We start from the raw sequence: 20,484 nt of genomic DNA on the forward strand, positions 1-20,484 counted from the left end.
CCGATTCAAAAACATCCCAAATATATTCTCCGTTATTCCTCCAATCATTTGGGAGGATGATCTGACCGTATGATCCTGAATACGGGCTGTATCGGCGGAACTTCGCCTCCCGCCGCCTTAAAGCCCGCAATAAACGCTCTGCGGATGCCGGAAAAATGGTCGTTGAAGATCTCATCGGCCTCATAGGTTTCCAGATAGTCGCTCAGCGCCTCGTCAACATCCTTCATCGTTTTACACGTCCTTAACCGTAAATATGTAATCCAAGGGGACCCCTTTGGATACACAATATCCGAAATTCTGTGTCAAGTCTATTACCAAACCCAACAAGAACCGGCGCCGCTATTCGTCTGGAATCAACCAACGCTCCCCGTCGAAATCCTCAAACTTTTCAGAGGTGACATTCTGTTCGAAGTAAACGGCCAAAAGGCATTTGATGTCCTCTGAATCTGCGCGTTTGGCGGAGAAGCCCTGTTCCCGCAGGGTCTTCTCAATGCGGTTAAGATAGGAATAAATTTCGCCTTGCTTCTCATTCCGCAGGCGCAGCACGACCAGAAATTCCCGCGCCGTCGCCATCTGCATCTGGATACGATCCAGATGGTTCAGGTCGGCCTCCAACAGAGCACGGATAGCCGGATTCTGTTCCTTTTCAAGCCGCGTGCGCAGAAATTGCTTGTTGCCCTCGAAATTTTCGCGGCTGTTTAAGCATATAAACTCCAATTCCGCAATCCCCTTGAGGACGGTCATCAGCGCATAGATCCGGGCGGACAGGCTTTCTTCAGACAGCACGGAGATATTTGTGGGCTGCACGATAAAATAGACCAGTTCGTCGTTCCGATAGGTTTGCAGGCTGTAATCGGTGATGGCTTTTGTGTTGATCAGCTGGCGGGTGGTCTGCCGCTGCCTTGCCTGTTTTTTTGTTTGCCTGCTCATAAGTTTTTGCTCCTTCCACGCGGTCCCATATCAGGCGGATTCGCAGCGTCCGACAGCCCCCATTCAAAATACTGCTGTTTCGTGAGGAAGAAAGCCGCTGCATTTTTGATGAAATTCAAAATGCTGGTGTCGTCGAAGCGGATACTCAAAAAGGCGTAAAGCGCGACGAGGACAATAGGCGGCAGAAATCGCAGCTGAGCCAACGCAAGCACCGCGAGGAGAAGGCCGACGCCGATCACGCCGAGATCCCGCAACTCCCACAGCCAGAGGGTGGGCTTCGCCCGGAGATTGTCCGGATAGATATACATGCAATCAGTCCTTTTCATTTCTGATTTTGAGCAAAAAATAAGCGATCCCCCGGAGCACATGCTCCACACAGGGGATCGCCACGCTGTTTCCGAGGGCCTTGTACCGCGCGCTGTCACATGCGCCGGGGATATCCGTCCAGTGATCGGGAAAGCCCTGGAGCCGTTCGCATTCGAGCGGTGTCAGCCGCCGGATGAGCTTTCCGGTCCGGACCGAATGCTGGGTACTGAGAGAGCCGCCGCCTGGATGAGACTGTGGCGTACCGCACAGGTCGCCCTTTTCCGATCCGGCACGGCAGTTGATTCCCGCGATGTCGGTGTCGCACACGAGATCGGTCGCATCTTTATACTGGCGGGCACTCTGGGTGCTGACCACGCCGTTCGGCGTGTACTCGTCGCTTCGTTGCTGAGAAAAGACACAATGCCGGTCCGCGGTGTTCAGCGTGTAGCTGATGTTTGGTTGAACGCCGATCCCGTTGCCGCCGTTATGATCCTGCCGGTCGATAATGTTGCCGGCGATGCAGTAACTCTGACCGGTAGGAAGGTCGGAGCCGACCCCTTCGCTCGGCTGGCTGATCAGCGGCACGTTGTTGCCGCCCGTTCCGTACCGCGCGGATATTGTGGGCGCCACGCCGTGCGGCCCGGTGTAGCGGGAATCGATCCCGTGGTTTTCATATAACTCCGGTTCGCCCATCACGAGAGGCGTGTGCCCATGCTCCTGCGCCCGGAGCGTACCGGAGAGGTTGCCGCTCAGATCGATGCGGCTCCCGCCCTGATCGTTCAGACACAGAACGCCTGGCACCATGTTGCCGCCTTCGGTCGCTTTAAGGGTCGGCGCGCATTCCTCACGATATCCGATGCCGCCCGCCGCAGCACCGGCCCCCGTGGAAAAGGCGGCGGTCAGGACGCAGGGATACCCCTGGCCTGCCTGCCCGCCACCCGATGAAAGAGCCGTATGCTGTTCAGGTGTGAGAAAGCACTCGCCGTTTCCTTTGCTGACTACGCCCGCAGACAGTAGGAGTCCACCGGGGTTTCTGCCGCCGTTTCCATCCACACCGGCAAGCGTCGGAGCGACACTTTTTTCCGTAAAGATCCGCTTCTGCTGGGTGTCCCATGGAGTCAGGCAGTTGGAAGTCTGCGTTTCCTTGGACGGATGAGCGATAAAAGTCTGCTGCTTCATCCCCGGCTGGGCTTGAATGGCGCCGGACACATTATGGAGATTCCGCACCTCGTCCCGCTGGTTGCAGGCAAAGGCAACAAGACTGCTATCCGCGCCTATGTTGACCGGATCCCTGCCTGAATCTCCAGAGCCATTTGCAGCACCGGCGGGAGGTCTTTCCCGCGTTTCCTCGCCCGGCGCAGGATCCCCAAACAGGCGGTCTTGCTCAAATAATATTTCGGGTGCGGTACAGCCTCCAAAATCTGCGACAAGGTACACCCTTTTGCGGCGCTGGGCGAGGCCCCAGTATTGAGCGTCGTATATTCTCCAAGCGAGGGAGAATTGATCTCCCATAATGCACCCAGCAGCGTACCACACCCCGCCCGGAGGTCGAGGAACAGATATGGCGCCGTTGACAATTCGGCAGGTTTCCTCCAGCACGATACGGAAATCCTCTCCATCGGCGCTGGAGAAGGCGCCGGGGACGTTCTCCCAGACCATGTATTGGGGGCGAACAGCGTCAGCTGTCCGTCCGGTTCCTGCGTCATGTGTTCTCATCTCCTTGATCACCCGGATCTGTTCCATAAACAGCCCGGAACGCGCGCCCTGGAGCCCCGCCCGCTTTCCCGCAGTGCTCAGATCCTGGCACGGGCTGCCCCCGCAGACCACGTCCACAGGGGGCAAATCTGCCCCGTTGAGCTGCGTAATGTCGCCTACGTGAATCATATTTGAAAAATGAAGTTTGGTCACCCGGATGGGAAACGGCTCGATCTCGCTGGCCCACAGAGGGGTGAAGCCCTGCCGGCTGCCAGCCAGGGGAAAGCCGCCTATCCCGTCGAATAGACTGCCCATGGTCAGTGAAGTGCTCATAGCCGCATGCTCATGCCGAAGGAGGGCGTTTCTTCCGGCAGGGGACATCTTTCCTGCGGAAAATATTCTACCGTCCGGTTGACGGGCCCTATTCCTTCATTAAGCTGCCCTGCTTCGGCGGCCGCTTCCTCGTAGGTGTCAAATGTTACCGGCTCTCCATCCTGTTTCACCCACGCCTCGGCGAAGCCGCAGACCGACAAGGCGCTGCGGCGCGCCAGAATGCCGTACTGCCTGATGGCTTGTTTTTTCTGAATTTGTTCAGCCGATATCCTGCGGACCGGAATGCCGAGCCGCTTTGCTTCAGCAATTTCTTTTTCCATGCCCTCGCTGGTATGATTTCCACACACCCACAGTTCTTCGCAGGAGGCTAAAACCCGCAGCCCCATTAGGATACCGGCTTCTCTTTCCATGGGAACGGCGTCGTTCAAAAACTGCGGGTACAGAAGGTGCGGGGCAATGGGTGCGCAGCCCTGCTTCATAGCGTACCGGCACGCGGCTTTGGCAAAGCGGACATTTTCCTCAATGCTCCCCGCGTATGGGGAACAGATATAGACCAGTTTCAAACTTCATCCCTTCTTTTCGTTTACTTCGCCACCGCCTTCGCAATGGTGCGGGTGATAGACACTGCGGTTTGTGCGGCATACGCCGCGCTCATGAGGTTGGCCTTGGTTGACGTATCAAGTCCGAAAGCCCCGGCAATGCGGGGAATTTCGCCGGCCGACAGCATCAGCCCAAGCCCCAGCAGGGCATGGTCTTTGACCACCAGCAGACCGGCGCAGAGGATGGTCGCCTGCAGAAACGTCGTCAGGCACAACCCGACGATCTGTTTGCACCATGATACAAATCCGTCAATGTAGCCGCGCGGGACGCTGAACATATACAGACTTCCCACTGCGATCTGGATCAGCAGGATTCCGCCGCGTTTGAGGTTGCTGAAAAATACTTTAATCACGGCGTACCCCATGAGAATGAGGATAAACAAGATCAGAATGGGGCTGGTAATGGCGCCGAGCCCGCCGAATACATTGGTGCTTGCCGCCTGTTCCAGTGTGCCTGCCGAGTTAAGCCCGGTGATGATTGAGCTTGCAAGGCCGCTGATTCCCGAACCATAGCCGGTAATGCCCGCCGTCAGGCTGCTCTGTAGGGATACGGACAGCTTATACAGCTCCACCGGCACGGTCGAAAAAAGCCCTACTGCCATAAAACCCTTGATGGCGTTGAGGGCTGTGTCTTTGATGCTGCCGCGGCCGGACTGATACTCAATGGCGCACTCGAAAACCGCCACCACAAGACCCGTGCCGTATAGTGCCCAGGCCAGGTAAACGAAAAAGAGAACGATGGACTTCACCCAATCCATGTCGAACAGCTCGGCGCCCATGTCTCCCATCTGCGCGAAAAAGTTTCCAAGGAAGCCGACGATCTGACTATAGATCCAGTCGATAATCTGATTGAGCACGGTTCCGGCTACGAAATTCCAGATGAACACAGCATTCACTTCCTTTGCGCAAAATAAAAAGCCACCGTATACCGAATTGCCCTTTACAAAGCAAGAAAATAACAAACAAAATATCGGAAACGCCAAGCGGTCTGCTGGTTAGACCTTATAACACCGGGATTAGGCTGACCGGTCAATTGGCTACATCCCGATGACACCCCAGATATAAAGGGGGGCCGTCAAGGTGAAAACTAAGCACGCAAACAAAATGGCTGGCGCGGCCCACTCAAATTGGCCCTGCTTTCTGTAGTCGAAATAAGCCGTGCCAAGTTTGGCAAAGAAGAAAACAGCAAGAATCAGATCAATAGCGGGGAAAACCACTTTGTTGACCACCGTCTTGATCTGCTGGGAAGCAGTCGACCAGGTACTCTGTACCGCCCCCGCCACGTCGCCGCTGCCGGCTGCGGACGCTGTGATACAAAACACGGAGAGCATCACTAAAGCCATGCAAATGAGAATCACAAACTTCTTCCGCTTTTTCATATATGCTTTCACACCTTTCATTGTAGGATAAAATTCAAGGCCGCAGAGCATGATGCCTACGGCCTTCTTCTTTATCTGCGGATGGTTCAGGGTAATGCCGGGATGGCGCGCCAGTCCGACCACAGGTTTCCCCTAATTGTCACTGAGTCGGTCAGATTCATGCTGAGCATGCCGGTCGGGGTCCAACAATCTTCCAAAAAGGTGTATGGAGTATAGCTTCCGTCCGGCATCCAAAGCGGTGTGAAATGAGTGCGCCGGTTGTAGGTGGAATAGCGGTTGGGGGCAAATTCAAACCGTGCGTTGAACCCGCCGGCTGTCGGGTCCAGCAGGCGCCAATACGTCTTATACCCAAATTCGGGGAAGTAGGTGACGGCGGTTTGAGCGCCAGTTACCGCCGAGGACTGATTGGTGCTGACAGACGCCGCAGCGGTCTGATTGATCCCATATCCGCTTTTGATTGTTTCGTCGGATGCAGTCGGGTCTTTGCCGTCCGGCGTGATGCTCATGGATGCGGAAAGGCTCGCGGAATAGGTATCGCAGGCAAAGTCCCACCAGCCGTGATCAACCCAACTGCCGTTGTCCTCCCAAGAACCGCTGGTGTCGTCGCCGTGCCAAACCCAGTCCGAAACCCACACCCAATCGGCATGCCATACGGGCCGCCATACGTTCCATGAGGCCGAAGTTTTTTGTGGATTGCTTGGCATACTCGCCGGGGAATAGCCGCTGTTTCGGTCATCGGCGTTGGGATCAGGCGGGTCATGACCGGAAAGATCCACAATGCTCGCGTTGATCGTGCCTTCACTGGTGCTTCCTCTGCCCGTTGCAGACACATGAATGGCCATGGACTGCGGCGTGGAAGGCGTTGTCCAGCGCACCCAAGCCAGCTGACTGTCGCCGTCAGGATAATATACGTTGCCAACCGCATAGTTTCTGCCGCCGATATTGAATCTTACCGTTACCGGGTGGTCGGGATCCGACTGCCCGCCGCTGACAGTCACCGGTGTGATAACTTCGGTGTTGACACGGTAAGTGTAATTCTGAGTGCTGACCTGCGTTGGCGGTTCGGCTGCGGAAAAGCGGACGATGCCGAGACCGAGAGAGGAAATAATCGTGGAGTCGGACACGCGATCATCTCTGGAACCCGTCCAGGCGGGGTAACCAAGATCCGAGGTATCGAGAAACATAGAAAGCGGCAAATTCTTGTGCGTCAGGGACGCCATCTTGGAACGAAGGTCGCCTCCGAGTCTCTGATCGTACAATGCGGCTTCCGTAGCGGTCATCGCCACCCGTGCGCCATAAAAAGTGAAATATGCGATAGGTTCCAACAGAATTTTGTAATTGCCATTGGTAAGAATCGAGTAGCTAAAGCCAGTCAGGTTTGCAATACTTCGGAGCACCTGTTCGTCAGTGAAATAACTTTTTATCACTTCGATACTGGACTGCCCCTGATCGGAGTTGATGATCTTGGGAAGCGGCTGCGCCGGATTGACATAAGAATACCGGCCGGTATTCAGTGCCAGCGCATGGCCGTTGTTGTAGGCGATCTTGCTTACTTTTCCAAAGTTGATAATAATATTATCCGGATGCCTGTTGGTGAAATCCACGGAAGCTGACGCCACCGCATGGTCGCTGGCCCGGATGACGGTTACTCGGACACCTTCATCACCGGAGTTCCAGAAATTCTCGTCGCTTCCGTTTCCGAGCCCGCCGCCTCCATGATCGATGTTTCCGTCCCCGTCCCCATCGGCATAGGCGCTGAGCGGAGTGCAAAGCGTCAGTAGCAATGCCAGAGAAAGAAAGATGCTGAATAGCCGCTTCATAATCGCCTCCAAAATGGAAAAGACGCACAGCCTAACTATGCTGTGCGTCTTAAATACTGTTTTAAATTTTGAAATTTGACTCAGTCCATCTGTCCGACCTTGTTTCCGTTTTCATACATATCGCTCGCTGTACTTCCCGAGCCACCGCCGCCGTTGTTCGTTACCCATCCAAATCCGGGGACATAGATTTTCCCGTCTTTTTTCTGAAAGTTTTGATCTCCGGATCCCTTGCCTGGAGAAGTATCCTTCGAGCTATACGTCGGTGCCTTGGAAGGATTGGTGGTGCTGCCCTGTGCGGCAGGCTTGGAGGAAGGTGCCGCGGGTTTCGATACATCGGGCTGGATCGCCTGATCCGCCTTGCTTGAAGCTTCCTGTGCCTGGGAGGATGCGGACGAAGAAGGCGCCGTGCTTTCCGTTGTATTATTATCCGTCCCGATAGGTGAGACAGTCACTTCGCTGGAGGAGGCTGAGGAGGACGGTGTGACGTCAACGTCTTTGGCTCCCTCGGCCTTAAGCTGATAGGAAATCCCGATTATCACAGCCACACACACCACGCCGATGCCGGCGATGGTCAGCGACCTTTTGGCTCTGTCAGGTAATTTCTTCATGGAGTTTGACCTCCTTTTTTCTTTTTTCCGTTTGTTTCCTCTTGTTTCACACACTATCACAGAAAGGGTAAAAAGTCTATTGCTACTGCGATTTTTTTAGAAAACAGGCATATATTTTGCCCGAACTTTCAATGTGGCGTGCATTGGAGAAAGCGTCTTACCACCGAAGCTCACCGGTACTTCCAGTTGAATCGTCGCGTCGGCCGCAAAGACCGGACTGTTTGCAGGGTTGGAGGGCGCCAGCGGTGCGTTTTGAATGGTCACCGACAAACCAGATATCTTGAATTCCTCCGCACCGTCTGCTTCCTTTACATGGGCTCCGCTTTCATTTGTAAGGCCGAGGTTCCGATCAAGCCGCCCGTAGATATCGCCGGTACTGACGCTTCCGACCCAGGAAGAGCCGCTGGGTCGATATCCACCGGAATATCCCTCACGGATTCCGTGATAAACGTTGCTGTAATTGTCGGTTACGGTAGCGACGACGGCAGACTGCACCGCATCCCGGACGCCCGACGCGATGATGCATAGACGCAGGTATTCGGAGATCCCGCACAGGATGAGCACCAGCGCGAGGGCGACCGCCACAACCAGCGGGAAAGAAAACCCGCGCCGGTCTTTCAGAATATGCTTCAGTTTTTTGCGCACGTTTTCCTTCACCTCATTTCCAGTAAATTTCGCTTTTCCCGTTGGCCTTTCCTTCCAGATTGATCGGAAAACTGCCGAGTCCGCCGAACAGCCCGATATTTGCCTGTGCGGACACCGTCACTGTGAATTCCTGATCGAGCGGGATTTTACCTGTCCTTGACCAGTCGACAGACGGGTGCAGCCCGGTCTGTTCCTCCAGTTCCCGCGCCCGTGCGTCCGTTTCCGTACCGATGCGGCCTGAGATCTCCGCTTCCCGGCACAGCTCCGTGGCAAAGGAGTCCAGCTGGTTTTTCTCTATATACACGGGAAACAGTTTGACCGCGAAAGCGATGACCAGCATGGCGCAGAGCACCAGCACCGCGATGTCGATATAACCTTCCCCGCGGCGGGAGCGGAGCCGTTTCAGCACAGTTTCACCCCCTGCTGTTCCGGAGGGTGAAAATCCTCGTCAAGTTCATAACTATGCTCCGCATCCCCGCGGTCCGCGACCGACCAGAGAACATGCTCCATATCCTCATCGGGCGCATAGGATTCTTCCTCCATCCACTGATCCCGCACAACCTCCAGAGGGTTCCGAAACCGGAGCAGATATTCCATGTCCCTGAAATGGCTGGCCCGGAACGCCTTGTATACCGTTTTGGTTGCGGCGATTTCCTCCGCTTTTTCGATCAGGGTCGGTGTGTCGAGATTTAACCATCCCTGCACAAAGGCATTGTAATTTTCATCGAGCTTTTCCTGAAGCTCCTGCAGCGTTTTCTGATGGTCCATCTATAAACCTCCCTTCCTCACATACATGGATATATTCAGGATCCCGGGTGCCTTGTTTTCCGCTGGATGCTGTCTGCACCCGCGTCATATCAGCGGCGGTTCGCCGCTAAAACATGGTGCCGAGGGATTTCATGATTGAGATCGCCATGACGGCGAGCCATGTGAACAGGAAACACATCAGCATCACAAAGGAATAGACGCGGATCTTCGGCGGAATTTTAAGCGCCTCGCCGCGCAGCCGCTGGAGCTCCAGCGCCTTGAAGTCGTGATCGAGCATCTGGAAGTATACCGCTCCGTCGTCGCCCCGCAGCACCCCGATCAGGCCGCGCGTCACATCGGATATACGAGGTGAATTGAACCGAGCCTCAAAGCGGGTCAGCGCCGCCTCATAGGAGGAGGAGCGCATGTCGGCGGTCAGAATTCCCAGCTCGTTCGCAAAGGCTTCGCCCGCGTTTTGCTTGTAATGCTCCAGCATCGCCAGCACGTCGCGGCTGGATTTGAGGGATTGCTCAATGGTCGCCACAAAGCGGGGCAGCTCGCTTTCAATCTGCTCGCGTTTCGCCTTGAGCTGCTCGTCCGCCTTTCGGACTTCTTTGAAATATACAAGGGCGGCAAGCAGCATCAGCACCGGAGCCAGCAGCGGCAGAAGAAACAGGCAGAGAATTGCCAATACGGCGATCGCGCCTCCTTTTACAATGGCGTATGCGGTATAAAGCTCCGGCGTCATGGGGATTCCAGCCGCCTTGAGGGTGTTCTCCAACCGGCTGCGTTTGTATTCGTTCATGCGGATAAACCTTGCCAGCTTGCCGGCACACGTCATGAGGTAAGCCTCCACGCTTTTGGCGGCTTTTTTCCGGGGCTTCCCGGCGCTCAGCAAAGCCTTGGCCGCGGCCAGCGTCGGAAGCTTCAGCAAATCGGATAGAAGGAAAAACAGCCCCGCCGCAAGCAGGGCTGCAAAAAGAAACAGCAGACCCGTCATCCACGTCACCTCCTGTAGCGGATGGGCTTTGTCAGTTTGATCACGAAGGCACCGCTGATGAAAATCGCCGCGGCACAGGCCGCAAGGACGATCTGGCCCGCGAGGCTGTGCATCAGCGCCGCGTACCAGCTCCGGTTGAGGAAATACATGAGCGGGATGTTGCCGACAACCAACAGCGCCATGATGACGAATTCCTTTCGCGGTTCAAACACCAAGTAGTCCAACTCGGCGTTGACCACGCGGACGTCGGAGAGCTTGGTAACAATCGGCGTCAGCGTGCTTTTCAGGCTCCGATCGTATTGACACGTGGCGACGGCATCGCACCATTCCTGAAACACTTCGTTTTGAATTTTGGGTTTCATCTCCCGGATTGCCGCTTCGACGTCGGGGTCGATGAGCTTGACCCGCGCGGTAAATTCCGCAAAAACATTCTTCACCGGCGGGTTCAGATAGGGCAGGTTTTCCTCTATCGAGGTCAGCAGATCCTCATTGCGCAAATAGGCCGATGTGACAATGGAGAGCGCCGTTTCCAGTTCGGCGGCGACGTTTTTTTTGAAGTGCTCCGCCGTCGTCCTGACATAGAGAAACGGCAGGAACGCGAGCCCCACCGCCAGAACCGGCACCAGAATCACATTCTGCATTAGAATGGCAACGCACGCTCCGAGAGCGAAGAACAGGAGCGACGCCGCGCAGACCATGGAAAAGCGTTCGCTCTGTCCGGTCATCCGGAGGATTTCCTGCGCCTCTCTGATTTCACGGCGCAGGAATGACGGCTTTTTTCGCCTGGTGGTTTCATTGATCTCATCCCGGATGCTCCGGGGCCGTTTCAGCAGAAAGCCGAACAGTCCGTCCGCGAATTCCAGCGGCGAGAGCTTCAGAATCATAAATGCGCCGGCGATCAGGCCGGCGCAGGCAAACAGCTCTATTGCGGTCATGCGGCCTCGCCTCCAATCTGCAGAATTCGTTTGAAGATGTCCTGCGGCATGCCGTTTTCAATGAGCCGCCTCTGCAGGCTCGGAGAGATGCCCTGTACCACGCTGTGACTGCCGCTGATGATGAACCGGCCGTCTTCAATGCGGTTTTCGCCGATGGCGAACTGGAAGATGGGGCGGAAATTTCTCGCGCCATCCGGCAGGATTTCGCACTCCATTACTTCCATTACACGGCGCTGCCGGTTTTCCAGCTGTTTGCAGAATACAATCAGCGGGAACGCCTCGGTGACATAGCCCATGAGGGTCGCGTCGGGCGTATCGACGGCGCGCTTGCACAGGGACACCATGCGGGAATAGGTTGCCTGGCAGGAGTTGGCGTGGATGGTGGTGACGACAGCGATGCCGGTGCGGGCGGCTTCCTGCGCCGCGTCCGCCTCGGGTCCGCGCATTTCACCTACAACAACATAATCGGGGTTGAAACGCAGGGCGATGTCCAGCAGATCGGTCTGGTCGATCCGCTGCCGGCCGTTCTCGCTGTCGCGGGTCAGCGTGTGGATGACGCTGTTGCGGATTTTCCCGTTTGCATCCCTTCTCACCAGCGAAAGCTCGCGGCTTCCGGATTCGATGGTAAAGATGCGTTTGTTGTCCGGTATGGTGGTCAGGAGCCAGCCCGCAAGTGTGGTCTTGCCGGATCCGGTCGGCCCCGCGACGCAGATGGAAATGCCGTAGCGCAGACACTCGGAGAGAAAATCCAGCATGTCCTCCGTTGCCGTGCCGAGGCGAATAAAATCGTCACGCCCCATGTTCTGCGGGTTGACGATCCGGATGGACGCGGCCACCGCCACGTCCTCGTCCACCAGAGGATCCTTGAGCGTGGCGATGCGGATGTTTTTGCTCAAATGCCCCAGCACGGCCGGAGATGCGTTGTCAAGCACCATGCCCGATATGTGGAGCATACGGCGGATGACGCTGACGGCGTGCGCCGGGGAATCGAAATGCTCATCGAGCTTTCTGATGCTGCCGTCGCTGTACTGCACCTCCACGTCGTCCCAGGCGTTGACGTCGATTTCTTCAATTCCGGAGCCGAAAATGTAACGGGTCAGGAAACCGAATTCTGCCATCTCGGTGTGTAGCGCCTCTACGAGCCGGGGTTGGTCCATGCCGGAGACGGCGATCCGGTTTTCCCGCACATACTGCGCGATGTACCGTTTGAGCTGCGCCTTGGATTCAAGGCCCGCCCCCGCCGAAAGCAAAGAGGCGTAGTGAGTGGAGATATATCCCTGAACTTCCCGCAGAACCTCTCCGAAGTCTCTGGCTTCATCTGCAGGTGTAAAAAACAGGTTCTGGCTGTCTGTCATATGAATGGGCTTCAAACGTCGAACACCTCCTTGCTGATTTTCTGGATTTCTTTGCGAAAACCCCGACTTTCCTTGAGCGACAGATCCCGAAACAGATCTCCCGCGAGCATCTGGTTTTCCAGTTCGTCGGAATGGGGAAGCCTGAATGCGACGCTGCCAAGAATCTGCTCCATATTCTCGCTGGCCTGATTGGCCCGGATATTGCTTGCCGCCTTATACTGTTTTTCCGCGTCCCATTTGTTGTCCTTGAGGAGCGGGAGCTGGGAGGACAGGTAGCTGACGGATTTCAGGTCACAACCGACCAGCCGCAGAACGGCGTCGGAGTCCATGAGCGCCACCGCCGACAGAATATCGTGGGCGATGGCGCTGCCACAGTCGATGATCACATAGGGTGCGACCTCCCGCAGACCGGCGATCAGTTCCGCCGCAAGCTCAGAGTTATATGGCGGGTAGGTAAAGACGTTTTCCCCTTTGCGCATCCCGAGAATGCTCAGGTGGCTGATGCGCTTATGGGTGATGCAGTTGTGCCGGATCAGGCTCGCGGTGATATGCGAGGCGGCAAGGACACTCCCAAGGGAACACTCGCACTCGAGATCGGCGGGCGGGCAGATACAGGGCAGCATGGGCGTCGTGCTGTCACAGAGCAGAAGCAGCACGTTGCGGCGCTGACCCGTCAGGTATTGGGCCAGCTTGACGCTGACCGTGGTCTTCCCGCTGCCGGGGCTGCCCCATACGGCCAGAATTTGTGTGGAAGGCTCCGGTTCGGGATCCGCCTTGGGCGCGCCGGAGCTCCGGGAGAAAAGGCTTCCGGTCTGAAAATGAAACATTACTGTCCCCCCTCGCCGGAGGGAGAGGCGGTCTGAGAAGAGCTGCTTCCCTGAGCCGGGCCGGAAGAATCCGTCAGCACCGTACTGGAGGCGTCCGGGTACAGCTCTTTTAGGGCCTTGTCCTGTGCGTCGAGGAATTTCTGAGCGTTGTCCTTGCCGCCCCGGTAGACAAGGGCAAGGTGCAGCTTCCCGTCCGCGTCCAGCCCCGCGAGGATGGCGCTCTGCTCCGGCGTCGCCAGCAGGGTGACGGTGCTTGGCAAATTCTTTTCTGCATCTTCCGTTGAAGACGAATTGGATCCAGCGTCACGCTGGTCGGCATCCGCGCCCTCACTGGTGGTCACGCCGATGACCTCCACATACTGCAGTTCCTTCGGGGTGACGGTGCTGCCCTGGTTCTGGTAGTCCGGGGCTAGAACCGAGACAATATCGCCCGGTTGCAGTTTGCCGGAAACCCCTTCCGCAAGGGTTTTAAGTGTCACGGAAACAGCCTGCCTGCTCCCATTGAGGTCCGATAGATAGGCGTTTGACACGGTAGGAGTGCCGGTAATTTTCGTGCTGAGAACATAGTCGCCGGGAGCGAGATCCGCAGCGGCGTATTTTCCTACAACACTGTCCGGGCTTTTCAGTACATTTGAAGGCAGGTTATAACCTCCGACTTCCACGGTCTGCACCATGTCTTTGGTGATCTGCTGCCCGGCCTGAATATCCTTCGTGACGCGCACGATGCTCGTCTTATGCGAAACTCCGGCGTTAAAAAGGGGCGTGACCGCAAAACAAATGAGGAGTGAAAGCAAAATGCAGAGCGCCCCAAGAACGGTGCGGTTTTTGAAAAAGCTCACGAGATAATCCCTCCAATATTCATAGAAAATAGGCCGCGATAAATCCGAATGAGATAAAAGGCGCGAGGGGGTATGGCTGGTTCAGCACCCTTCCATGCGGCCTGTACTTCCGATAGATCCGACAGCCGACGTAAAAAAAGAGCATGGAGCTGTAGGCGATGATCTGTGCCCACAATCCATGCTCAAATCCAACGACGAACCCGGCCGCGATGGTCAGCCATACGTCCCCGAAACCCAGCCTGTCCTTGCAGATCAGAGCGAGGACAAAAACGGGGGCGCCCGCAAAAATTCCAAACAGTTTGATGGGGTTAAAACAGAGGAGTCCGGCAAGAAATATGCCGGGAATGTCGCCCCTCGGAATCTCCCTGTTTCTGAGATCACCGGCAGCCGCCGCCGACAGCAGAAGAAAAAAAGCGGCGGCTCGAATCCAGGCCATGGCCGCTTACCCGGCATAGTTGAACATATCTTTGATCCGCTGGGTCACGGTCGGCAGGATGGTGTTGCCGAACAGGGCGTACAGGCCGGCGAGGAGCAGGGCGCCGATGACGACGGCGATTAGGATTTTGATGGCGCTGTCCACGAACCCCTCCGCCCTCCGTGATGACACTCTGGCATAAAACCGGAGCAGCCTACACGCGAACCCCTTTTTCGCGCTGGATATTTTCTTTTTCATGAAGTACCTCCGTCAAAAATTTTTGTTTATGCTTTGGGGTGAAAAAATGGCGGGCGTCACACGCCCGTCATCTGCATTCCGGCTTCCTGCTTCGGAGCCTCGGGAGACTGCTGCTTGAGGGCCTCCTTCTGCCCCTGGATCAGCGCCTGGTGATAGGCGTCCAACACCGCGCCGTTGAGCTGCTCCCGGAATTCTTTGGTGACCGGGAAGCAAATGTCCCGGTACTCGCCGTTCCTGGCCCGGTAGCTCGGCATGCTGACGAACAGCCCCTTGCTGCTTTCGAGCACCTTGACATTGCGGATAGCAAAGCAGCCGTTCAGGTTGACTGAAGCGTAGGCTTTGACGTTGCCCTCCGGACGGATAGAGCCGATTTTCACATCCACCTGCATGGGCTGCGCCGGGCTTTCGGGCGCGGCGGCCTGTGCTTTCTGCATTTCACTCATGACTTGTTCCTCCTGTATTTTCAAATTTGGGCATAAAAAGACAGCCCTCCGCTGTCAGTGGAAAAAATCCGTTTTCAATCTGTAAGATCGAAAAACAGCGAAAGGCTGTGAACCGAAGTGTAGGCTTTATCCCAGGCAAGACCGTATTTCGCCGTGAGCGCCAGGGTCCCCGCGGCACCGTTGGGGTTCAGAATGCCGAGGAAAGTCCGGCCTGCGATATCTGAGGCATAGAGCGGGGCTGTTCGGTCGATCTCCGACCATGTGCCGCTTCCGGTTGCTGTTTCCCTGATCCCAAGCCCGAGGGCAATATTCGATCTGGTCTGCACGGTTGTCAGCTTGCTCCAGTCCGCATACTTGGAGGGCGGCACGTCGTTCAGCGTGAGCGAGCCTCCGGTGGATGCGGACAGGCTTTGAACGGAAACCCGAATGGGGATCGTGGAATTGTTGACGATTTGGACATCCGGCGCCGTAAAAGGAGCCGCGCTGTTGGGGTTGATCGCATAGCCGACGCTGACCGGATGTGTGACGGAAACAAGCTCGTCCACATGATAGGTCGAGACTGCTGAAACATTTCCTACGTTGTCGTCAGCGGCAATGTGAACATAAAAACCGCTGCCGGATGGCCGCGCAAAAGTGTAACTTCCTGCTGTGGTGGTGATGGAGCCGTCAGGAACCCCGGATGGGTTATTGTCGACAGCAATGGAGTAACCCTTCATCCCGCTTTCGATGCTGGTGCTGATGGTAGGCGAATCGTATTTCATACCATCGTTTTCACCGGTGCTTTCCACATAATACTGATAACCAGTAGCATTGTCCTGCGAGGAGTAGCTGACCGTGTATTGTGTTCGCCCGGAATTATGGGTGATGCCTGAAATGGCTGGCGCATCCGGTGCGTCCAAATCCTGCCCCTTGTGATCAGACCAACTCGTATCGGTGGTGATCTGGCTTAAATAGAAAAGGGTGTTCGCCGTCACCCGCTGCTCATCGGGGGTAGCGTCGCCATTGGAGTGACCTGTCTGGATCATTGCGGCATTGCTCCAGCTGGTGAGATAGAAATTATTGGTGCCCAGACCCGAGGTAACAAGGGTGCTGTTCGGATAGGTAAAAGGCTGCTGGTAGGTCATCCAGATGTCGCCGAAGGCCATCTGGTTGGAGTGAGACATCGGCACGTTCAGCACCGTGCCGATGCCCCCAACCTGCCAGGGGTAGTTGGTCAGCAAGCCTTTTTTGAAAACCTTGATCTGTGTATTGCCGAGCACCGTGTAATGGCTGATGGTCTGAATATCGCAGTAATGGGCCAGCTTGAAGAAATTAGGCATGGAGATGGTGTCATTGTCAACCATCGTGTCATGACCGAACAGCACCCCTCTGCCGGTTTTAATGAAAGCGTCGGTGGCGGTCTCCGCCGCAGCAGAGAGATCCTCGCTGGCAAAGGCATCCCATGCTCCAAAATATAAGGTGTCATATTTATACAAGCCGTCTGAATTCTTCAGGTATGCGTTCGGATTGGCATTATAACTGGTAATGGATACGGGATCAACCGAAATCAAGCCTTTGCCGTAGCCCTTGGGGTCATATTGGTTCGGCACCTCCATCCACGCTTTCAGCGATGCCGACTTCGGCAGGGTATAGCCTTGTTCTGTCCATGTCGTAAAGCTGACGGTGGGCGTTACGTCGGGGTAGATGTTCAGCACTTTCACGCTGGCCTTTGATGGAATACTTTGGAACGTCGAATCATGGGATGATTTGCTGTACAGCATGTAGCTGTACGGCTGGCTTTTGTCGCTGTTTGTCCAGCTCAAAGCAACATAATTTTCTGCGGGATTCGGCGTTGCAGAAAGTGTCAGGGTGGTTGCCGCGGAGGCCGTGATGCCGGGCAAAATGGACGTGAACAGGAGAAAGCAGGCAAGGAGCGGGACGCAACACAGGCGCTTGAAGCGATGCATGAAGAGTTTGACCTCCTTTCCGGGGGACAGACAGCGGCCGGAAACTGTGTGCCTCCGGTCGCCTGTCCGTTATCGGTTATGTGAGCTGGAACAGGAACACGAGGCTGTGGTTTGCGGTGTAGGCTGCGTCGAAGGCAAGGCCGTAATCCGCCGTAAGCGTCAGGATCCCGTTCGTGGCGGGATTCAGCGATCCGACCAGCAGCGGCGACGGGGTGGTCGCCCAATGGGTGGCGGTGCTGTAACCGGAGTTCCAGCCGGTGGAGTCCTTTGCTTTCACGCCGAGCGCGATGTATTTTTTGGAATCCGCGTTGTTCAGTGTATTCCACGACTTGGACGCGGGGTCGACATCGGTGAAGGTCAGCGTACCGCCGGATGCTGCGTCGAGGGACTGGACGGTGACGTTGACCGCCGTTTTGGTGTTGTTGGTGATGCCGATGTCCGGTGAAGTGAACGTGCCGGCGTCGGGACTGATGGCGTAGGCGACGTTGATGGGGTGCGTCACGCTGATCGTCAGCGGCGAAATGGATCCGTTGATGGTTACAGAGCCGGTGACGCTGCCGGTTCCCGAGTCGGTTGTGGTGGTCGCGGCAAACGCCGGAACCGCCGCGAGGGAAAGCATGGCGAGGGTGACGATGCCCGCAAGCAGTTTTTTGATACCCTTTTTCATGGGGAATCCTCCTTATAAATCTGATTGTAAGCCGGAAATCCGGCTTTACGAAACGGTGAGCTTGAGGCGGTAATCCGCCTGACCAAGCAGTGACTTGGTATCCGTGCTGTAATATTTGATATTTGCGATGACGTCGTAAGTACCAGGGGCTACCTTCTGGGAGAGGGTGATCTGCTCAATATGCTGGCCCGGATAGATCGGCACCGATTCCGCGACGGTCTGTCCGTTCAGTATGACAGCGCACTGCTCAATCACCTTGTTGGATGCCGGGTTCTCCACCGTCCATGTGCCGACCGCGCCCTTGATGCCGCTTGAAAAAGCAATCTGTTCGCTTACTTTGTCGGTGACTACGACCTCCTCTTCCCGCAACTCGGACAGGATCTCCTGCCGGGATTTGGGAACGTACCCGCCCGGTAAGGCGTTGCCGTTATCGTCGAGGGAAGAAGAAGGGGCCGATTGGCTGGATGGGGACGGGCCGCCACCATTCGGTGTCCCGGCATGGCAAAAAGAAAAGGTGATGCCGATGATCGCAAGCAAAAGGATGAGCAGGATAATCGGCAGCACCCTTTTGCGCTTTTTATTTTTTTCCTTTCCGTCGTTGTTTTCGTGGTTCATTCCACACCTCCATGTATTTTGTTTTAAATCTCAAAGCACCTTTCAGGGATTCAGGGCGGGCCCCTGGCGCATCTCCTGCCCGGGTGGGTCAAATCCGATCTCTTTAAAGCCGAAATGGTCGACATAGTGGAAGGAGCTGCCCGTTTCGTCGTACAGCTCCACCACGTCCGACATGGAAAGGCTGTGCCCCTCGTAACCGGGCGGATGATCGATGTTGAATTTGGTGTAGAGTTCCTCCAGATCGTTGGTTTCCACCTGCCCGTCGTAGGCAATCTGGTAATTGCCGGGATCCGGCTCGCCGAAGTTCTTCAGCAGCTCGTCGTAGCCGACGAATTTCATGCGGACATCCACGTCCGGCTTCAGCTGCCATATCCGGCAGCTTTTCAGCGGCGGGCGGTCGGGGAAACCATGGGCCCGCCCGGCTGCGGGGACCTCCGCGCCTGCCGCTGTGGTTTCTCTCGCGGCAGTGAGCCGGTCGTATACACCGTTGGTCCATAGAGTCTCGAGCTTCTCCTTTGTAAGAAAGTCCGAGAGCTCATCGCTTTGGAAGATGGGGTCGACCACGGCCCTGCCGTTTTCCACATAGCCCGCTTCATTGCCATAATACAGGACGCGGCCGTTTCGGATTTCAATATTCTTCATTGCCGGATCGCCTCACTTTCTCGGAAATTTACGGTTTCATTTCCATCCCGCCGGATACGGGCGCGTCCGACAGCGTTTGTTCTTCATTCAAGCGCTCGATGTCCTCCTGTGTAGGGAAAATGACCTTACCCGCGGTCATTTCGAATACACAGCTGTCTTCGCTGTCGCAGATCATGACGCGGTGCTGGTATCCGCGCTGCGTGTCGATGTACTCCCGCACCTCCATCTCATCGGAAAGAGGAACACCAGCGGCATAGCGCCCGTCCGGCAGGAAGCAGTAACCGAAAAATTGCGGCGCCTTGGGAACCTCCGAATCCAGGGGCCGGATCTGTGACAGCTGAAGCCGCGCGCGGTCGGGAAGCAGCTCGGTTTTCAGCAACCCAAGGATCTCGCTGCGTTTCCGGCGAACACATTCCCCGTTGGCGAGGGAAACGGCGCGCACGGAAGAACCGTCGGGTTCGTCCGGGCCGCTGCCCCATCCGCCTTCGCAGAAGAGGAGCTGACGGATACCGTGCTGATCTTGTGGCAATGCTTCCGGCTTGAGGACGATCACATAACCGGAGATGAACATGCCGGTTCCGGTTTGGACGCAGTCTTCCTCGCCATAGGCCGGTTTCTCATCCATGGCGGCCTTCCTTTCTCTGCTGGATCAGCTCCAGCAGCCGGGCGGCGATGGCGATCTGGCTATCCTCCGGCATCTCCCGGATGGCGGCGTGCACGAATGCTTCCACCGCCTCCGGAGATTTGTCCCCAACCTCGACGATGTTGACCTTTTTGACCGACACCCGGCCGTTCTGAACATCCAGACGGACAATGTCGCCGTAGTCCATGCCCGCGGCTGAGCGCGCTTCCCGCGGGATCAGCACGCGCCCCTTGGCGTCGAGAATCTTGTAAATCGGCTTATTCACGGAAATAACCTCCTTTCCGCATCGCATTCCGAACCGTGTCGGGGTTGAATCCGAGATCACCGCACAGCCTGCGCAGATCGTCCGGCAGGCTGTCAAGAGGGTCGAGACGGCCGGGCGCTTCGTCCGAGGCCGTAATGACGATCTTCCGCTCGCCGCAGACGGCGTCAAGCTCGTCGCCGGCGCGGAACCCCGCCTGCGCCAGCATCTCCCCGGGAAGCACAACTTCCTCCAAAGCCTCGTTGTCAGCCGGATCCTGTTCATCCTCCACGCCCTGGCGGGAAACGAACTCCCGCCACAGAGCCTGCAGAGTGTGCGAATCGTCGCAGATCAGGGCACGGATTTCATCGCCGGGGGAAAGCTCCAGCTGAATGGAGACTTCCTCGGGAATTCTGAGGCGCCCTTTCCGGTCGACGGCGGCGCTGGTTTCAAGTAATCTCATTGCATTTTCCTCCTTGATTTGGGCCGTTTGGTCATAAAACTTCATGTGCGGATTATCGCGCGCCACGATGGATGCAAACGAGGCGGGAGCGCATGAAGTTTTCGCGCATGTGGCGCGGTAATTTATTTTTTTG

The 20,484-nt window shown here is 56.2% G+C and carries 27 protein-coding genes; all 27 read right to left on the minus strand.

All coding sequences use genetic code 11. From position 1 onward, the window contains the following. Positions 1-44: 44 nt before the first annotated feature. Complete coding sequence (locus H6X83_RS11935) at positions 45-227, minus strand: hypothetical protein (protein ID WP_212506689.1); 183 nt, start codon at positions 225-227, stop codon at positions 45-47. Between the two features lie 112 nt (positions 228-339). Continuing rightward, entirely contained in the window at positions 340-930 is a 591-nt protein-coding gene (locus H6X83_RS11940) for a hypothetical protein (protein ID WP_212506690.1), read from the minus strand. Further along, the gene (locus H6X83_RS11945; protein WP_212506691.1) at positions 927-1,238 is read right to left on the minus strand and encodes a hypothetical protein; all 312 of its coding nucleotides are present in this window, start codon (positions 1,236-1,238) and stop codon (positions 927-929) included. The genes H6X83_RS11940 and H6X83_RS11945 overlap by 4 nt, the downstream gene beginning before the upstream one ends. Positions 1,239-1,242: 4 nt before the next feature. Beyond that, entirely contained in the window at positions 1,243-3,264 is a 2,022-nt protein-coding gene (locus H6X83_RS11950; protein WP_246419245.1) for a DNA cytosine methyltransferase, read from the minus strand. Next, entirely contained in the window at positions 3,261-3,827 is a 567-nt protein-coding gene (locus tag H6X83_RS11955; protein ID WP_212506692.1) for a DUF7768 domain-containing protein, read from the minus strand. Before H6X83_RS11955 ends, H6X83_RS11950 begins: the two co-directional genes overlap by 4 nt. A gap of 20 nt (positions 3,828-3,847) precedes the next feature. After that, a complete protein-coding gene (locus H6X83_RS11960; RefSeq protein ID WP_212506693.1) occupies positions 3,848-4,750 on the minus strand; it encodes a conjugal transfer protein TrbL family protein in 903 nt (300 codons plus the stop codon). 150 nt (positions 4,751-4,900) lie between these two features. After that, positions 4,901-5,242, minus strand: a complete 342-nt coding sequence (locus H6X83_RS11965) for a DUF3852 domain-containing protein (RefSeq protein WP_086036838.1) — start codon at positions 5,240-5,242, stop codon at positions 4,901-4,903. 86 nt (positions 5,243-5,328) lie between these two features. Further along, positions 5,329-7,062: a DUF8193 domain-containing protein gene (locus H6X83_RS11970; RefSeq protein WP_212506694.1), complete on the minus strand. Its 1,734-nt coding sequence runs from the start codon at positions 7,060-7,062 to the stop codon at positions 5,329-5,331. 80 nt (positions 7,063-7,142) lie between these two features. Further along, a complete protein-coding gene (locus H6X83_RS11975; RefSeq protein WP_212506695.1) occupies positions 7,143-7,670 on the minus strand; it encodes a DUF6550 family protein in 528 nt (175 codons plus the stop codon). 96 nt (positions 7,671-7,766) lie between these two features. After that, on the minus strand, positions 7,767-8,315 hold the full coding sequence (locus tag H6X83_RS11980) for a hypothetical protein (protein ID WP_212506696.1): 549 nt from the start codon (positions 8,313-8,315) through the stop codon (positions 7,767-7,769). A 13-nt stretch (positions 8,316-8,328) separates the two neighbouring features. After that, on the minus strand, positions 8,329-8,724 hold the full coding sequence (locus tag H6X83_RS11985; protein ID WP_212506697.1) for a DUF4320 family protein: 396 nt from the start codon (positions 8,722-8,724) through the stop codon (positions 8,329-8,331). Beyond that, positions 8,718-9,083, minus strand: a complete 366-nt coding sequence (locus H6X83_RS11990; protein ID WP_212506698.1) for a DUF3848 domain-containing protein — start codon at positions 9,081-9,083, stop codon at positions 8,718-8,720. Before H6X83_RS11990 ends, H6X83_RS11985 begins: the two co-directional genes overlap by 7 nt. A 106-nt stretch (positions 9,084-9,189) precedes the next feature. Beyond that, positions 9,190-10,062, minus strand: coding sequence for a secretion protein F (locus H6X83_RS11995; RefSeq protein WP_212506699.1), 873 nt, complete (start codon positions 10,060-10,062; stop codon positions 9,190-9,192). A gap of 5 nt (positions 10,063-10,067) precedes the next feature. Then, a complete protein-coding gene (locus tag H6X83_RS12000) occupies positions 10,068-10,997 on the minus strand; it encodes a type II secretion system F family protein (protein WP_212506700.1) in 930 nt (309 codons plus the stop codon). Next, positions 10,994-12,352, minus strand: a complete 1,359-nt coding sequence (locus H6X83_RS12005) for a type II/IV secretion system ATPase subunit (RefSeq protein WP_212508579.1) — start codon at positions 12,350-12,352, stop codon at positions 10,994-10,996. The genes H6X83_RS12000 and H6X83_RS12005 overlap by 4 nt, the downstream gene beginning before the upstream one ends. An 11-nt stretch (positions 12,353-12,363) precedes the next feature. Next, positions 12,364-13,179, minus strand: coding sequence for a nucleotide-binding protein (locus H6X83_RS12010; RefSeq protein ID WP_212506701.1), 816 nt, complete (start codon positions 13,177-13,179; stop codon positions 12,364-12,366). Further along, the gene (gene cpaB, locus H6X83_RS12015; protein ID WP_212506702.1) at positions 13,179-14,018 is read right to left on the minus strand and encodes a Flp pilus assembly protein CpaB; all 840 of its coding nucleotides are present in this window, start codon (positions 14,016-14,018) and stop codon (positions 13,179-13,181) included. The genes H6X83_RS12010 and cpaB overlap by 1 nt, the downstream gene beginning before the upstream one ends. Before the next feature lie 19 nt (positions 14,019-14,037). Continuing rightward, a complete protein-coding gene (locus H6X83_RS12020; RefSeq protein ID WP_212506703.1) occupies positions 14,038-14,454 on the minus strand; it encodes a prepilin peptidase in 417 nt (138 codons plus the stop codon). A 6-nt stretch (positions 14,455-14,460) separates the two neighbouring features. After that, entirely contained in the window at positions 14,461-14,691 is a 231-nt protein-coding gene (locus H6X83_RS12025; protein ID WP_212506704.1) for a DUF6133 family protein, read from the minus strand. 56 nt (positions 14,692-14,747) lie between these two features. Continuing rightward, positions 14,748-15,125 carry a SpoVG family protein gene (locus H6X83_RS12030; protein ID WP_212508580.1) on the minus strand — a complete coding sequence of 126 codons (378 nt, stop codon included), beginning with the start codon at positions 15,123-15,125 and terminating at the stop codon, positions 14,748-14,750. An 83-nt stretch (positions 15,126-15,208) separates the two neighbouring features. Next, on the minus strand, positions 15,209-17,080 hold the full coding sequence (locus tag H6X83_RS12035; RefSeq protein ID WP_212506705.1) for a DUF5057 domain-containing protein: 1,872 nt from the start codon (positions 17,078-17,080) through the stop codon (positions 15,209-15,211). Between the two features lie 76 nt (positions 17,081-17,156). Next, positions 17,157-17,747, minus strand: coding sequence for a hypothetical protein (locus tag H6X83_RS12040; protein ID WP_212506706.1), 591 nt, complete (start codon positions 17,745-17,747; stop codon positions 17,157-17,159). A 45-nt stretch (positions 17,748-17,792) separates the two neighbouring features. Next, positions 17,793-18,362: a hypothetical protein gene (locus H6X83_RS12045; RefSeq protein ID WP_212506707.1), complete on the minus strand. Its 570-nt coding sequence runs from the start codon at positions 18,360-18,362 to the stop codon at positions 17,793-17,795. A gap of 42 nt (positions 18,363-18,404) precedes the next feature. Beyond that, a complete protein-coding gene (locus tag H6X83_RS12050; RefSeq protein WP_212506708.1) occupies positions 18,405-19,004 on the minus strand; it encodes a YodL domain-containing protein in 600 nt (199 codons plus the stop codon). A gap of 28 nt (positions 19,005-19,032) precedes the next feature. Then, positions 19,033-19,629, minus strand: coding sequence for a hypothetical protein (locus H6X83_RS12055; protein ID WP_212506709.1), 597 nt, complete (start codon positions 19,627-19,629; stop codon positions 19,033-19,035). Next, positions 19,622-19,939 carry an AbrB/MazE/SpoVT family DNA-binding domain-containing protein gene (locus tag H6X83_RS12060; protein ID WP_212506710.1) on the minus strand — a complete coding sequence of 106 codons (318 nt, stop codon included), beginning with the start codon at positions 19,937-19,939 and terminating at the stop codon, positions 19,622-19,624. The genes H6X83_RS12055 and H6X83_RS12060 overlap by 8 nt, the downstream gene beginning before the upstream one ends. Beyond that, positions 19,905-20,351 (minus strand): AbrB/MazE/SpoVT family DNA-binding domain-containing protein, encoded by a 447-nt coding sequence (locus H6X83_RS12065; RefSeq protein ID WP_212506711.1) that lies wholly within the window; start codon positions 20,349-20,351, stop codon positions 19,905-19,907. The genes H6X83_RS12060 and H6X83_RS12065 overlap by 35 nt, the downstream gene beginning before the upstream one ends. Positions 20,352-20,484: the final 133 nt, after the last annotated feature.

The sequence above is a fragment of the Caproicibacterium amylolyticum genome (assembly GCF_014467055.1).
GTDB classification, from domain to species: Bacteria; Bacillota; Clostridia; order Oscillospirales; family Acutalibacteraceae; genus Caproicibacterium; species Caproicibacterium amylolyticum.